Origin of the sequence: Amycolatopsis sp. NPDC059235, assembly GCF_042754125.1 — a bacterium.
Lineage (GTDB): Bacteria > Actinomycetota > Actinomycetes > Mycobacteriales > Pseudonocardiaceae > Amycolatopsis > Amycolatopsis albidoflava.
In genome coordinates this window covers 1-14,617 of sequence record NZ_JBHZAG010000153.1, presented here as the reverse complement: position 1 = coordinate 14,617, position 14,617 = coordinate 1, and the positions used below count along the sequence as shown (strand labels likewise).

The 14,617-nt window shown below is 69.2% G+C and carries 11 protein-coding genes; 4 read left to right on the top strand and 7 right to left on the bottom strand.

Annotated features, from left to right (window positions below; all coding sequences use genetic code 11):
* Positions 1-100: 100 nt before the first annotated feature.
* Genes ACFXI3_RS45595 through benA form a run of 4 tightly spaced genes read right to left on the bottom strand, consistent with a single transcriptional unit; the run spans position 101 to position 7,142 of the window.
* Complete coding sequence (locus tag ACFXI3_RS45595) at positions 101-2,734, bottom strand: LuxR C-terminal-related transcriptional regulator (RefSeq protein ID WP_378408362.1); 2,634 nt, start codon at positions 2,732-2,734, stop codon at positions 101-103.
* Positions 2,735-2,763: 29 nt separating this feature from the next.
* A complete protein-coding gene (gene benC / locus ACFXI3_RS45590; protein WP_378408360.1) occupies positions 2,764-5,253 on the bottom strand; it encodes a benzoate 1,2-dioxygenase electron transfer component BenC in 2,490 nt (829 codons plus the stop codon).
* A 12-nt stretch (positions 5,254-5,265) separates the two neighbouring features.
* Complete coding sequence (gene benB / locus ACFXI3_RS45585; protein ID WP_344285087.1) at positions 5,266-5,775, bottom strand: benzoate 1,2-dioxygenase small subunit; 510 nt, start codon at positions 5,773-5,775, stop codon at positions 5,266-5,268.
* A complete protein-coding gene (gene benA / locus ACFXI3_RS45580; RefSeq protein WP_378408358.1) occupies positions 5,772-7,142 on the bottom strand; it encodes a benzoate 1,2-dioxygenase large subunit in 1,371 nt (456 codons plus the stop codon). The genes benB and benA overlap by 4 nt, the downstream gene beginning before the upstream one ends.
* Positions 7,143-7,373: 231 nt before the next feature.
* Here benA and ACFXI3_RS45575 point away from each other — a divergent pair, with 231 nt between their 5' ends.
* The 4 genes from ACFXI3_RS45575 to catC are packed head-to-tail and all read left to right on the top strand — an operon-like array spanning position 7,374 to position 10,564.
* A complete protein-coding gene (locus tag ACFXI3_RS45575; protein WP_378408356.1) occupies positions 7,374-8,282 on the top strand; it encodes a LysR substrate-binding domain-containing protein in 909 nt (302 codons plus the stop codon).
* Positions 8,279-9,382: a mandelate racemase/muconate lactonizing enzyme family protein gene (locus ACFXI3_RS45570; RefSeq protein ID WP_378408354.1), complete on the top strand. Its 1,104-nt coding sequence runs from the start codon at positions 8,279-8,281 to the stop codon at positions 9,380-9,382. The genes ACFXI3_RS45575 and ACFXI3_RS45570 overlap by 4 nt, the downstream gene beginning before the upstream one ends.
* 32 nt (positions 9,383-9,414) lie before the next feature.
* Positions 9,415-10,257, top strand: a complete 843-nt coding sequence (gene catA / locus ACFXI3_RS45565) for a catechol 1,2-dioxygenase (RefSeq protein ID WP_378408352.1) — start codon at positions 9,415-9,417, stop codon at positions 10,255-10,257.
* A 28-nt stretch (positions 10,258-10,285) separates the two neighbouring features.
* Positions 10,286-10,564 carry a muconolactone Delta-isomerase gene (gene catC / locus ACFXI3_RS45560; protein ID WP_037367634.1) on the top strand — a complete coding sequence of 93 codons (279 nt, stop codon included), beginning with the start codon at positions 10,286-10,288 and terminating at the stop codon, positions 10,562-10,564.
* 1 nt (position 10,565) lies between these two features.
* Here catC and ACFXI3_RS45555 read toward each other — a convergent pair whose 3' ends face one another.
* Genes ACFXI3_RS45555 through ACFXI3_RS45545 form a run of 3 tightly spaced genes read right to left on the bottom strand, consistent with a single transcriptional unit; the run spans position 10,566 to position 14,510 of the window.
* Positions 10,566-11,183 (bottom strand): ABC transporter ATP-binding protein, encoded by a 618-nt coding sequence (locus tag ACFXI3_RS45555; RefSeq protein WP_378408350.1) that lies wholly within the window; start codon positions 11,181-11,183, stop codon positions 10,566-10,568.
* Positions 11,180-11,809 carry an ABC transporter ATP-binding protein gene (locus ACFXI3_RS45550; RefSeq protein WP_378408348.1) on the bottom strand — a complete coding sequence of 210 codons (630 nt, stop codon included), beginning with the start codon at positions 11,807-11,809 and terminating at the stop codon, positions 11,180-11,182. The genes ACFXI3_RS45555 and ACFXI3_RS45550 overlap by 4 nt, the downstream gene beginning before the upstream one ends.
* Positions 11,810-11,858: 49 nt before the next feature.
* Positions 11,859-14,510, bottom strand: a complete 2,652-nt coding sequence (locus tag ACFXI3_RS45545) for an ABC transporter permease (RefSeq protein WP_378408346.1) — start codon at positions 14,508-14,510, stop codon at positions 11,859-11,861.
* Between the last annotated feature and the right edge of the window lie 107 nt (positions 14,511-14,617).

The window sequence follows — 14,617 nt, the reverse complement described above, 5'->3', positions numbered from 1 at the left end:
TTTCCCGCCTTGACAAGCACCCCCAGACCGTCAGCACAATCAAGCTTCGGGGTGCCCCACGCAACCAAGGGCCGATGTCGCCGCCAGGCGACGAGCCGCCTCACCTATCCTCCCCAGACCGCAACACAGCCAACTCAGTCCTCCCCCGAATCCCCAACTTCGCATAAATCCGAGTCAAGTGATACTGCACAGTCTTCACCGACAAAAACAACTCCGCAGCCACCTCCCGATTGGACTGCCCCCGAGCCACCATCCGCGCCACCGCTTCCTCCTGCGGCGTCAACAAATCCACCCCACCCCGCGGCAAATGCACCCCGCCAGCCCGCAACTCCCGCTCACACCGAGCCACATACGTCACCGCCCCCATAGAAGCAAACCCGTCCCGAGCGGCAACCAGCTGCGTATCCGCCCGAGCCCGCCGTCCCAACCTCCGCAAAGTCTGCCCATAAGCAAACGCAATCCGAGCCTGGTCGTACCGCAGCGGCAACCCCGCAATCAACTCCACCGCCGCATCAAACGCCGCCACCGCCCCCACATGATCATTACGCGCCCCCAGCAATCGCCCCCGAGCAGCGGCAAGACGAGCCCGAGCCGAAGCATGCTCCCGCTTCCCCGCCGCCCGCTCATGCGGAGCCAGAAACACATCCGCCTCCTCAGAACGTCCACTCAGGACAAGAGCATGGGCATAGAGATCCTGCCAAGGCCAATGCCCAGGCTCGTCCACCGAAGTAGCCGACGACAACCGAGTCAACGGATGCAACGCCCGCAACACCCCGGCAGAATCCGCCGCCGCCTCAGCAACCTGCGCCCGCGCCAACAAAGCCGGAACCCGCATGATCTCGTAATCCTGCGACCCAGCAGCACAAGCCAGCAACGCCTCCTCAGCCCGACCCTGGTCCCCGCGCAACGCATGCACCGCGGCCGAAGTCCAGTGCAGCAACGGCGCGGTAACCACAATCCCCGTCCGGTCGACTAAAACAAGCGCTTCCCGAACCACCCGCAGAGCGTCGTCCCACTCCCCGCTCAAGAACAACGTCCGCGCCAGCCAAGCCTGCGCCCACAAGGAAATCCGCGCCGACCCGCCCAGATAACTAGTAGGCACCGCACTTTCCAAATCGACCCGGGCATCGTCGATCCGATCCGTCAGCAGATTCAGCCACCCCCGCGCCATGACGACCCGCTGAGCCTGCGCACCATGCCGAATCCGCTCGGACAACTGCCCGTAATCCCGCCGAGCCTGCTTAGCCCGCCCCGAAGCCGCGAGCCCCAGCCCCCGAATCGCCGCCGCCTCCACCGCGGCAGGCGTCTCCGGCACAGCCAGCTCAATCGCCCGGTCCGCCCACCGCACGAGATCCTCAGCGGAATACCGGCAAAGCGCGTCAAGCACATACCGCTGACAAATCAACGCGGCCGTCTCCGGATCCCGCGAAGCGTTGACGATATCCCAAGCCCGGCTCAACCGGCCGCCAGCTTCAGCAGCGCGACCCCGCACCACCGCGAGATAGCCAAGGACCGCATCCCGCAACGGCGTCTCCCGCATGCTCTCGACTTCCGGGGCAAGCGCAGCAGCCCGAAACACATCGCCGGCACCGATCAGCGCGTCGACAGCCCGAGTGATCCGAGCCTGCCGCAGCTCGGCATCCTCAGTAAGCCGCCCAGCATCGTTGAGCAATACCGCAGCCGTCCCCCAAGCCCCCTCCGCGGCCCGCTCCACCGCCAGCGCATCAAGCCGCTCCGCGACACCCGCGTCCGGCACCGGACTCGCCGCGACCAGCAACCGCAAACTCCGCGCCGGATCCTCGACCAATTCCGCCGCCCGCCGCTGCAGCTTCGACCGCCGCTCCGGCCCCAGCCCGGCGAGCACCGCCGCCCGCACCATCGGATCCGGCGGCGACACCTCGGCAAGCCCACGCGGCGCGAGCTCGACCAGCCGCGCAGCACACGCCTCGTCCAGCACCGGCAGCGGATCCCCCTCAAGATCCGCCAACGACGCCACCGACCGCACCGCCGCACCAGCACCGAGCACCGCAACTGCCGCGACAAACCGTTCCGCCGCAGGAGAAAGCTGCGAAACTCGCTCCCGGACCGAAGCAGTGACAGCGACCGGAGCAGGCAGGTTCGGATCGAACCCAGCCCAGGTAGCCCGCGGCACCTCGGTCAGCAGCTGCACCACATAGCGCGGCCGGCCAAGAGTGTGCCGACACAACCGCTCAGCCATCGTCGGATGCAAGGCGATTCCGCGCGCCGAGGCCATTTCGGACACTTCAGCGGCGTCCAAAGGCGGCACGCGCACCTCGTCACCGGACATCCGCGCGAGCAGTTCCAGAACATCCGCACGAGCGCGAGCATCCCCCGTCGCCGCGGTGAGCAACACCGTCGCCCGCGCCGCCGGATGGTGCCGCAGCAGCGACGACAGCGTCCGCATCGAGTCCACATCGGACAGCTGCGCGTCGTCGACCACCAGCAGCGTCCCCGGCACCAGCTCCGCCGCGATCCGCCCCGCGACCGGCAGCGGCCCGCCGTCCGCGGGAAGGTCCGGGAACAGCTGCTGCAGCACGGCGAACACGCTGCCGCTCTCCCATTCGGCCGCGGTCGCCCAGAGCACCGGCCCGGGGAACGCGCCGGCGGCCCGTCGCGCCAGCGTGGTGCGCCCGCATCCGGCCGGACCGCACAGCAGCACCGCGCGCCCCGCCTGGGACAGCAGGCCGGCCAGTTCCTCCGCCGCTGTCGTCACGGTCCTCCCCGCTTCGCCGGATGCCGCCGTCAGCCGAGATCGCCCCCGGCCACGGGCAGGACGGTGCCGGTGACGTACGAGGCCTCGTCCGAGGCCAGGAACGCGATCGCCGCGGCCTGCTCGTCCAGGGTGCCGTACCGCTTGAGCAATGACGACCCGACAGTCTGGTCGATGTGCGCCTGGAACCACTCCCGTTCCTGGTCAGTGGCCGGATCGGGGCCGCCGCGCGGAATCCGCCGGGGCGGGGCTTCGGTGCCGCCCGGCGCGGTCGCGACCACGCGGACGCCGGCGTCGGCGTACTCGAACGCCAGCGACGCGGTGAGCGCGTTGATCCCGCCTTTCGCCGCCGAATACGGGATCCGGTGGATGCCGCGGGTGGCCGCCGACGAGACGTTCACGATCACCCCGCCGCCGCGCTGCGCCATCGACGGAAGCGCGGCCCGGCAGGAGAACAGCGTGGTCAGCAGGGACCGGCGGAGCTCGGCCTCGATCTCGTCCGGGCCGAACTCGGTGAACGGCTTGAACCGCAGCGCGCCGCCGACGTTGTTGACCAGCACGTCGATCCGGCCGAACCGGGCCAAGGCCGCCTCGACGACCGCCTGCGCGCCCTCCCAGGTCTCCAGATCGGCGACGACCGCGGCGGCCTCGGGCAGCTCGTCGGCCAAGCCGCTGACCAGTCCGGACCGGTCGGCGAGCACCAGCGCGCCGCCCTCCGCGGCGATCCGCCGGGCCGTCGCCTCGCCGATCCCCTGCGCGGCGCCGGTGACCACCACGACCTTGCCCGCGAACCGCCCCGGCGACAGGAACTTCGGCCCTTCAGCGGCACCGCCCATCGCCCGCCGGGTGGTGACCTTCGATCGTTCCGCGTGCTCGGCCACCAGCCGTCGCGCGGTCGCTCGGTCGCCGGACTCGAACGCCGCGACCAGGTCCAGGTGGTCCTGCGTGCAGCGTGGATGGCACCAAGTCGCGTTGCGCAGTGTCTCAGCCATGTGGCCTTTCACGCCAAGTGCCTGATACGCCTGCAGCAGGTGCTCGTTGCCGGTGAGCGTGAACAGATAGTCGTGGAACGCCGCGTTGGTTTCGGTGTAGGCGGCGGCGTCCAGGAAGCGGTCACCGTCCACATAGGGCACTGTCGACTCGGCCAGCAGCCGATATCCGGCGAGCTGGCCCGACGTCAGCCGTCCGATGGTCAATTCGAGCGCACCCAGTTCGAGTGCTTGCCGGGCCTCGAAAACGGCGTCCGATTCGTGCACCGACGGGTGTTCCTCGCCGATTTCGTACTCGCCCGGCGTTTCGTCGGCCGCGGGCAGCATTTCCTGCCCCGCGATCGTGCGCGCGACCCGTGCTTCTTCCGCCGCGGACAGCGCCGCTCCGGCCCGCAGTGGGGCCAGTTCGACGGTCGGGAACAGCTCCTGCCCGGCCAGCGCGCGGCCCGCGACGAATTCCAGCTCCGGCTCGGGTTCCGGATCGGCGACCACCACCGGCTGCACCGGAATCTCCGGCGCGCGGACCGGTGCCGCGAGCGCGAACTTCTCGTAATAGAACCCAGTCGGCTCGAACCCGGCCGACGCGAAATGCCCTCGCACCGCCTCCACCATCGGAGGCGGACCGCACAGATACACCGCGACGTCGCCGCCGTGCAGGTGCTCGTCGCGGATCAATGTGGTCACATAGCCCTTGTTCGGCGCGGCACTCTCCGGATCCGAAACGCAGTAGTCCCAGGTCAGCCCGGGAACCTCGCCGGCAAGCTTCTCCAACGTCGCCGTCTCCACCAGATCGTCGTCGGTGCTCACGCCGTACACCAGATGCGCCGGCCTGGTCACGCCAGAATCACGCATAGTGCGCACAATGGACAGAATCGGCGCGAGCCCGGTACCTCCGGCCAGCAACAACACCGGCCGGTCCGTCTCACGCAGGAAGAAACTCCCGTGCGGCCCGGTGAACGTCAGGTCGTCGCCGGATTTCGCCCGTCCAGTGAGGTAGTCCGACATCACGCCGCCGGGCGTGAGTTTCACCAGGAAGGTCAGCCGCTCGTCCTCAGGCGCATTGCTGAACGAGTACGACCGCGTCACCTCAGTGCCCGGAACGGTGATGTTCACGTACTGCCCCGGCAGAAACGCGAGCCGATCCCGATCACGGATCTCCACCGTCAGCGACATCGTCGTCGGCGAAAGCCGGTCCAGCGCGACAAGAGTCCCGTGATGCTCAGCAGCCTGCGTCTTCGCGACCGCCGACGTGCTCGCGATCTGCAACACCAGATCGGACTTCGGCTTCATACTGCACGGCAACACATACCCGCGCTCGGCCTCGTCCGCGCTTAAGGCATCTTCGAGATAGGAACCGCCCGCGTACTGCCCCGATTCGCAGAACGCCTTGCAGGTTCCGCACGCACCGTCGCGACAGTCGAGCGGAATGTTGATGCGCTGCCGGTACGACGCGTCCGCGACGGTCTGATCCGGCGCGCACGTGACAAAGCGGGTGACACCGTCCTCAAAGGACAGAGCGATCCGGTGGTTCATGACCGCCTCCGCTCAGAAGTGGTACACGTCGACGACGTGGTGGATGTAATCGTTCTTAAGCACCACCGTCTTCCGCCGGATCAACGGCGACGGACCGGAGAAGTCGACGGTGTAGAACGAGGTCCCGTAATACGGATCGACCGTGTGGTAACGGAAGTACATCGTGTGCCAGTTGAACCGCACGTCCACCAGATCGCCGTGCCGCTCGATCAGTTCGACGTTCGAGATGTTGTGACTGGTCCGCGGTTCCGGAATCGACGTCGCGCTCGAGCGTTCGGTGCGGATCCGGAACACCCGGTCCTCAAGGCCGCCCTTGTTCGGGTAGTAAATCAGCGAAATGTCGCGCTGCGGGTCCTCGGTGAGCAGATCGTCGTCGCCCCAGGAAGGCATCCAGTACACGACGTCGTCGGCGTAGCATTCCAGCCACTTCTCGAACTCGCGGTCGTCCAGATACCGCGCCTCGCGGTAAAGGAACTGCTCGACGTCATGCTGGGTGATGGTCTTCTCGGCGGCGGCGGTCATCGGGTCTCTCCTCGAACAGCCTGCTCACGGGCGATCGCCGCGCGCATGGTCTCCTGCCAATACCCGTGCTGCACCGGATAAAGGCCCTCGTCCTCGTTCTTCTGCCCGGCCGACACGACACCGTCGAGCCCGAGCGACGACGCGACCTCGTCCGGCCCGGTGAGCCAATGCCGCGCGCCGCGGCTCATGTCGTTCCACGGCGCGGCCGTCGCGCGAAAAGTGAGCTGGCAGGACCGGAATTCCTCCAGGTCGTCCGGCGTCGCCATCCCCGAGGCGTTGAAGAAGTCCTCGTACTGCCGGATCCGCCACGCCCGCGATTCGGCGCTCTCGCCCTTCGGCGCGATGCAGTAGATGGTGACCTCGGTTTTGTCCGGCGCGATCGGCCGGAAATGCCGGATCTGCGTGGAGAACTGGTCCATCAGGTACACGTTGGGATACACGCACAGATTCCGGGACCCGCGCACCATGAACTCGCCCTTGGAGTCGCCGTACTTCTCCTTCAGCTCCGCCATCCGCGGCCACAGTGGACGGTCCTGCGGATTGCCCGCCCAGGTCCACAGGCACAGGTGCCCGTGCGGGAACGACCAGTAGCCGCCGCCGGACTTGCCCCACGAACCGGCGTCGAGGGTCTTCGTGTCGTTGGCCGATTCGCCGGTATTGCGCCGGGCTGTGGTGGCCGCGTAATTCCAGTGCGTGGCGGTGACGTGGTAGCCGTCCGCGCCGTTCTCTGCCTGGACCTTCCAGTTGCCGTCGTAGGTATAGGTCGACGCGCCGCGCAGCACTTCGAGCCCGTCCGGCGACTGGTCCACGAGCATGTCGATCACTTTCGTGGCGTCGCCGAGGTGTTCGGTCAGCGGCAGCACGTCCGGGTTCAGGCTGCCGAACAGGAACCCGCGGTAGGACTCGAACCGGGCGACCTTCGTCAGGTCGTGCGACCCGTCGGTGTCGAACGACTCCGGGTAGCCCGCGCCGTCCGGGTCCTTGACCTTCAGCAGCTTGCCGTCGTTGCGGAAGGTCCAGCCGTGGAACGGGCAGGTCAGCGTGGGCCGGTTGTCGCGTTTGCGCCGGCAGATCATCGCGCCGCGGTGCGCGCAGGCGTTGATCAGGCAGTGCAGCTCGCCGGCCTTGTCCCGGGTGAGGACGACGGGCTGGCGGCCGATCGTGGTCGTGAAGTAGTCGCCGGGATTCGGCAGCTGGCTCTCGTGGGCGAGGTAGATCCAGTTGCCCTCGAAGATGTGCTTCATCTCGAGTTCGAAGATCTCCTCGTCGGTGAAGATCCGGCGGTTCGCTCGGTAGACGCCCGCCTCCGGGTCCTCCACCACCGCGTCCGCGACTACGGAAGCGGCGTGGTCCAGCATCTCGGTCATGACTCCTCCAACGGGCCTCTGATCTGCACTGATCGGCTCCCCAGCAGGGCGTTCCCCGCACTGTGCCATCCCGTGCCCGCGGTCACACCAGGGCAAGACCCAGTCCTGACCTAGGGTGTGATTATTCGATGACATTTATCAATCGCACGCAAACCGCTCCTTGTCTTCACTCAATGCCGGAACTTACGGTGAGCGAGACCACGCGAGGAGCCGGTGAGGAGGCAGCCCCCGATGGAACTGCGCCACCTGCGGTACTTCGCCGCCGTCGCCGAGACCTGCCACTTCGGCCGCGCCGCCGAACGCCTGCACCTCGCCCAGCCCGCGCTTTCGCACGCGATCCGGCAGCTGGAGGACGAGCTGGGCGTCGCCCTGCTGAGCCGCACGACGCGGCAGGTGCAGGTCACCCCGGCCGGCCGGTTCTTCCTGGCCGAGGCCCAGCGGATCCTGGACGCCGTCGAGGCGGGCGCGCGCGGGGCCCGGCGCATCGCCGACGGCCGCCGCGGGCTCGCCCGGATCGGCTTCACCGGCACCGCCGCGCTGTCGCATCTGCCGCAGGTCGCCCGCGCGCTGCAGCACCGGCTGCCCGAGGTCGAACTCGAAGTGCACGCCGACCTGCTCACCGGCGAGCAGTGCGAACAGCTGCGCGACGGCACGCTCGACATCGGCGTGCTGCGTCCGCCGGTCACCGGCGGCGACCTCGACCTGCACGTCATCGAGACCGAGCCGCTCGTGCTCGCCGTCCCGGCCGACCACCGGCTCGCGGTGGAACCAGTGGTGTCGATGACCGATCTGCGTGCCGAAGCCTTCGTCACCTACCCCGCCAGCTACTCCGTCGTCAACGAAGCGGTGCTGCGCAGCTGCCGCGACGCCGGATTCACCCCGCAACGCGAGCACGAAGCGGCCGGCACCGCGGTGCTGCTCGCCCTGGTCGCCGGTGGTCTCGGCGTCGGCGTCGTCCCCGCGTCCGCGCGGGCGCTGCCGCTGGCCGGGGTCGTGTTCCGCGACCTCGCCGGCGCCGCCACCGTCCAGCTCGCGCTCGCCTGGCACCGCGACCGGGCCTCGGCACTGGTCCCGGCCGTGCTCGACGCGCTCGGCGAGCTGTTCCCCGTCGAAGTGCCCGTGTCAGGGAGGACACGATGAAGATCACCCGGGTGGAGGCGATTCCGTTCGCCATCCCCTACCGCAAACCGCTGCGTTTCGCTTCCGGCGAGGTGCACACGGCCGAACACGTGCTGGTCCGCGTGCACACCGACGACGGTGTGGTCGGCGTTGCCGAAGCGCCGCCGCGGCCGTTCACCTACGGCGAGACCCAAGCCGGGATCGTCGCCGTGCTGGAGACGGTGTTCGCGCCGCAGGTAGTCGGCCTGAGCCTGCTCGAACGCGAGACGGTGCACGCCCGGCTTTCCCGCACCGTTGGCAATCCGGCGGCGAAGTCCGCTTTGGACATGGCGATCTGGGACGCGCTGGGGCAAAGCCTCGACGTCTCGGTCACCGAACTGCTCGGGGGCTACACCGACCGCATGAAGGTGTCGCACATGCTCGGGTTCGACGAGCCTGCCGCGATGGTTGCCGAAGCGGAGCGGATTCGCGACAGCTACGGCATCACGACGTTCAAGGTGAAGGTCGGCCGCCGTCCGGTTTCCCTTGACACCGCAGTGGTTCGCGCACTGCGGGAACGGTTCGGCGCCGAGGTCGACCTCTACGTGGACGGCAACCGCGGCTGGACCGCCGCGGAATCCGCCCGCGCGATGCGGGAAATGGCCGATCTCGACCTGCTTTTCGCCGAGGAGCTGTGCCCCGCCGACGACGTGCTCGGCCGCCGCTGGCTCGTGTCCCATTTGGACATTCCATTCATCGCCGACGAGTCCGCGGTGACCCCCGCCGACGTGACCCGCGAGATCCTCTCCGGGTCGGCCACCGCGATCAGCATCAAGACCGCCCGCACCGGCTTCACGCGTTCGCAGCGCACGCACCATCTCGCAGAGGGCCTCGGGCTGGAAGTGGTGATGGGCAACCAGATCGACGGCCAGCTCGGTTCACTGTGCACTGTCGCGTTTGGAGCGGCGTACGAGCTGACCTCGCGTCGTCCCGGCGAACTGTCCAACTTCCTCGACATGACCGACGACCTGCTCGCCGAACCGCTGTGCATCGCGGACGGCGAACTGGTCATCCGCCCCGGCGCCGGCCTCGGCGCCGCACTCGACCCCGGCAAGCTCCGGCACTACCGGCAAGACCGCTGAGCCGGAAACCCCCGATGGATCAAGGAGGATTCATGACTGCCACGCATTCCCCCACCGCCGCCGCGTCCGGAGCCAACGCCACCGAACGGTTCAAGAGCGACAAGCTCGCCGGCGTCGCGGGCACCCCGAAGGAACGGGTCAGCCTGCTGGCCCGCGAGGTGCTCGAGGCCGTGCACTCGACGATCCGCAAGCACAAGGTGACCTACGAGGAGTACAACGCGCTCAAGTCGTGGCTGATCAGCGTCGGCGAGGACGGCGAATGGCCGCTGTTCCTGGACGTCTGGGTCGAGCACGTCGTCGAGGACGTCGCCACCGAGCACCGCCAGGGCAACAAGGGCACCATCGAGGGCCCCTATTACGTGCCGGACGCCCCCGAACAGGGCGCGCGCGGTTCGGTCCCCTCGCGGGAGAACGAGCCGGGCACCGCGCTCACCTGGACCGGGCAGGTCACCTCGACCACCGGCGCGGCACTGAGCGGCGCGAAGATCGAACTGTGGCACGCGGACGCGGACGGGCTGTACTCGCAGTTCGCGCCGGACATCCCGGAGTGGAACCTGCGCGGCACGTTCACCGCCGACGACGAAGGCCGCTTCGAGATCCACACCGTGCGCCCCGCGCCGTACCAGATCCCGACCGACGGCGCGTGCGGCAAGCTGATCGCGGCGGCGGGCTGGCACGCCTGGCGTCCGGCGCACCTGCACGTCAAGGTGTCCGCGCCGGGGCACGAACTGCTCACCGCGCAGCTGTACTTCCCGGGCGACGAGCACAACGACGACGACATCGCGTCCGCGGTGAAGCCGGAACTGCTGCTCGACCCGCAGCCGTCCGGCGACGGCGAGACCATCGAGTACGGCTTCGTCCTCGACCCCGCCTGATTCCGCCCTCTGATTCGGCAGGAGACTCATGCTTTACCACGTGCGGATGGACGTCCGCCTTCCCCCGGACCTGGACCCGGCGGTCCGCGACGCCCTCATCGCGCGCGAGAAGGAGTACAGCCAGCAGCTGCAGCGCAGCGGGAAATGGCCGCACATCTGGCGGATCGCGGGCGAGTACGCGAACTACTCGGTGCTGGACGTCGCCGACCACGACGAGCTGCACCAGATCCTCTCGAACCTGCCGCTGTTCCCGTACATGGACATCCAGGTGACCGCCCTCGCGCGGCACCCGTCCAAAGTGGACTGACTCACTCGCCGACCGCGACGACGCGGTCCGCGTGCTCGGCCAGCAGCGGATCGTGGGACGCCACCAGCACCGCCGTCCCGCGATCCGCTGCCTGGCGCAAAGCCGTCAGCACCATCTCCGCGTGCGCACGGTCCTGATGCGACGTCGGCTCGTCCGCGAGCAGCACCAACGGTCCCGCCGCCAACGCTCGCGCCACCGCGCCCCGTTGCTGTTCCCCGCGTGATACCTCGCTCGGCAGGCGGTCGGCCAGCTTCGCCAAGTCCAGGGTTTCCAGCAGTTTCGACTGATCCGGCGGCTCGGTCGCGGTCCGCGCGGCGAAAGCGAGGTTGTCGGCGACCGTCAACTCCTCGAACAGCGCGATCGACTGCGGCACAAAGGCCAGCGCGTGCCACGGCTGCTCTGAAACCGGCGCCTCCGGCATCGGCGGGTGCACAGTGACCGTCCCGCTGTCCGGCGTGTCCCAGCCGCCCGCGATCATCAGCAAAGTGCTTTTGCCCGAGCCGGACGGGCCGGTCAGCGCGACCAGTTCGCCCGCCGTCAGGTCCAGGCTCGTGTGCCGCAGCACCGGCATCCCGCCATGGGAACGGCTTACGTCGGACAGACTGAGCAAGGCACTCACCGGACCCTCCCGTCCACGAGTTCCACCACGTCGTCCGCCGCTTCCGCCAGCACGGGGTCGTGCGTCGCGACCACGACGGTCTGGCCCGCCTCGGCCAAAGCACGGAACGCCTCCGCGACCAATCCGGCCGACGAACGATCCAGTTGCGCGGTCGGCTCGTCCGCCAGCACCGCGTCCGGGTCGCCGACCGTGGCGAAGGCGAGCGCGGTTCGCTGCTGTTCGCCGCCGGAAAGCTGGCGCGGACGGTGGCCGCGGCGGTCGTCCAGGCCCAGCCGGTCGAGCAAGGACAGCGAAAGCCCGGAGCCGCGCATTTTCGCCGCCAGCTCCAGATGTTCTTGCACCGTCAGGTAATCCAGCAGATTGTCGACGGGATTCTGGAACACGTAACCGATCCGCCGCCGCCGTACCGCCCGGCGGGCCCGGGCGGACAACGCGGTGACGTCCGTGCCGCCGACCTCGACCCGGCCCTCGTCCGGCCGTTCCAGGCAAGCCAGCATCCGCAGCAAGGTCGATTTGCCCGATCCGGAAGGCCCGACCAGCGCGGTAATCCGACCGCGCGCGGCGGCGATCGAGACCTCGTGCAATGCGGTCAGCGAACGACCGGCCGTGCGGTAGCTGTGGGTCAATCCGGTACCTCGAACAGCATCAGGCAGTGTTTGATCAGGCAGTGGTTGATCAGGCAGTGTCACGCAACACCTCCGAAGGCAACGCCCGCGCAGCCGCGCGCTGGGCCGCGTAAGTAACGACAAGCGCGACGACCACCGCCGCGAGCAGCAACTGCCCGCCCGGCCCCCACGGAACCGGGATCACGGTGCCCGGCGGTGTCGACGGATCGAGGTCGTAGCCCTCGTAGGTCACCGAGACCGCGATGGCCGCGAACCCGACGCCCACAGCGAATCCGGCCGCCAGCAGCCCGCCGACCTCGTAGGCGAGCGCCCGCCAATGCGCACCCGAGGTGATCCCCATCCGGCGCAGCAGCACGTACGCGCCGCGGCGGGCGCGCGCCCGGGCGTTGAGATACAGCAAGAGTCCAACTAGGACAACCACACCGACCAAAGCGGACACTGCGGTCAGAAACGCGAACGTGTAAGTGACTCCGCCGTACACGCCGTGCGCGGTGACGTCGGTCGCGCGGCTCACCGTCCCGGCCGGAACCCCGGCTTTGCCCAATTCCGGCAGCACCTGCGCCGGATCGCCGCGCGCCCACAGCTCGCGGTGGACGCTCTCTCCGGCGAACTTGGCGAGAATGTCCTTGCGCAGCAGCAATTCCGGGAACCCGGCGCTCTTCCCAGGCAGCTGCGCCACCGTGACGACGCGCAATGGCAGGTCCTTGCCACCGATGCTGAGCGTCGCCTGCTCGGGCGCGTCCGGGACCCCGGCGATGATGCCGACCGGGGTGTCGCCGGACATCTGGTCGAGCAGCTCCGCCAGCGTCGGTCCGCTGAAGTGGTCGTCCCAGAACGCGGCTGAGCCGAAGGTCGCCGGGTCGACGCCGAGCACGTTCACCGTCTTGCTGCCCAGATACGCCGAGTCGTAACGATCGACCAATGTGGACTGTCCACTGAGGCCGGGCGGGATCGCGGCGGGACCGGTCAAATGCACCACGACATCTGAACCGACCACCAGCTGGCCCTCGTCGTCGAGCGTGCGCTGGACGGAGCCGGTGACCGTGGTGGCGAAAATCGAAAGCGCCACCGGGACCGCGGTCGCCCCGACCAGCACGGCCGCCGCAGCCGGCGCCGAAGCAAGCCGTCGCCAGGCCAGGAACGCCACGGCCCGTTCTCGCCGCACCGCGCGTATCCGGGGCAATGTCAGCCGCACGACCCGGGTCACCAGCATCGCCAGCCCCAGCACCAGCAGCAGCGGCACGACGATCAGCCGAGGCGGGATCCGCGCGACCGAACCGGCCTGGCCGAGCCCGGTCTGCGTGCCGTCGCCGAGCGCGAAGTAGCAGACCACCGCGGCGACCAGCGGGAGGATTTCCCACGGCAGATGCCGGATCCGCGAGGTGCGCGCGTCGAACATCGCCCGCGTGCGCAGGACGACCGAACCGGCGATCCCGGCGAGCGTCGCCAGGAACGCGACCGCCGCGCCGCCGATCGAATAGCCGAGCGCGGACGGCGTCACCAGCGGGCTCGGCCCCAGCGCGCTGACCAGCCCGCGCGCGGCGAACCAGCCGCCGACAGTGCCGAGCAGCGCGATGGAACCCAGCTCCAGCAACGCTTTCCCGGCCAGCGCGCCCGGCCCGGCCCCGCGCGCGGACAGCACCGCCAATTCGGCCCGGCGGCGTTCGACCCAGAACGACCCGACCGTCGCCGAGATGACCAGCCCGGTCAGCGACCCGGCGACGCCGATCGGCACGACCGTCGAGGCGAGCGAGGATTCGACCTGGTCAGCCCGGTCGGCGATGCCGCGCAGCGACGAGGTGAACTGCATCCGGCCGCGTTGCGCGAACAGGTCCGGCTGGTTCTCGGTGCGCGCCCGTGCCCGTTCCAGCCCGGCGATGGCGGCCGGCGCGTTCTCCGTGGTCAGCCCGTTCTGGTCGACTGAGGCCTCGAGGAAGCTGCCGAGCCCCGAGTCGGCCGGGGTCAGCCCGAACAGCGCGTCCCGCGACACGAACGCCACCGGGAACACCGGAGCCTCGCTCAGCGGATTCGGCCGGTACAGCGACTGCAGATGACACCAGAACGGCTGGTCAGGCAGCTCGCGCAGGTCCCGGTACACCGCCGCGACCGGCATCGTCGCCACCGGCGCGCCCGGCGGCACGCCCGTCCTCGGCGCCCAGCCGCCCTGGATCACGACCTGGTCGCCCGCGTGCAGCCCGCGCGCCTGCGCGAACTGGCTCGACACCCAGATGCCCGGCTCCTTGCCGCCCTCCAGGACCTGCAGGTGCGCGGCGAAATCGTCCTGGTAGACCAGCCAGGTCGCGGACTGCTCCGGATTCGGCGAGCCCGGCCGGACCGGGTTGACCTTCGCGCTGCTGGAGAGCGTCGACCGCACTCCGGACAGCCGTGGCACGTCCCGGGCGGCGTCACGCGCGACAGCGAGCCGGGCGTCGTCGAGCGCCTTCCCGGTCGGCCCCGTGGCGCCCGGATACGGCTGGGACATCGGCAGGCCGCCGATCCACTCCGCGCCGACCGCCCACTGGCACGCCCGGTTCATCTGGTCGTGCAGGGTCGCGTTCCCGGCCGAGGACAGAAACAGCGCCACCGCCGCGGCGGGCAGCGCGACGAGCACCGCCGCCGCGATGGCGGCCACTACGACCGCTGGTTGCCGCCACCCCGTTTTCGGCGCCCGCGTCCACGGCGTCGCCCCCCACCCACGCATCTGCCGAGTCTGCCACGATCCCCGCACCCGCGGGGCCGCGTTGCCCGATGTCCGTGAAGGGCTCCTTGAGGGAATCTGATTCCCTCAAGGAGCTGTCTCTTATACAC

Excerpts from the sequence above, each read along its gene's own strand:
- benC (WP_378408360.1), bottom strand. The coding sequence starts at position 5,253 with ATGAACCACCGGATCGCTCTGTCCTTTGAGGACGGTGTCACCCGCTTT.
- benB (WP_344285087.1), bottom strand. The coding sequence starts at position 5,775 with ATGACCGCCGCCGCCGAGAAGACCATCACCCAGCATGACGTCGAGCAG.
- benA (WP_378408358.1), bottom strand. The coding sequence starts at position 7,142 with ATGACCGAGATGCTGGACCACGCCGCTTCCGTAGTCGCGGACGCGGTG.
- ACFXI3_RS45575 (WP_378408356.1), top strand. The coding sequence starts at position 7,374 with ATGGAACTGCGCCACCTGCGGTACTTCGCCGCCGTCGCCGAGACCTGC.
- ACFXI3_RS45570 (WP_378408354.1), top strand. The coding sequence starts at position 8,279 with ATGAAGATCACCCGGGTGGAGGCGATTCCGTTCGCCATCCCCTACCGC.
- catA (WP_378408352.1), top strand. The coding sequence starts at position 9,415 with ATGACTGCCACGCATTCCCCCACCGCCGCCGCGTCCGGAGCCAACGCC.
- catC (WP_037367634.1), top strand. The coding sequence starts at position 10,286 with ATGCTTTACCACGTGCGGATGGACGTCCGCCTTCCCCCGGACCTGGAC.
- ACFXI3_RS45545 (WP_378408346.1), bottom strand. The coding sequence starts at position 14,510 with ATGCGTGGGTGGGGGGCGACGCCGTGGACGCGGGCGCCGAAAACGGGG.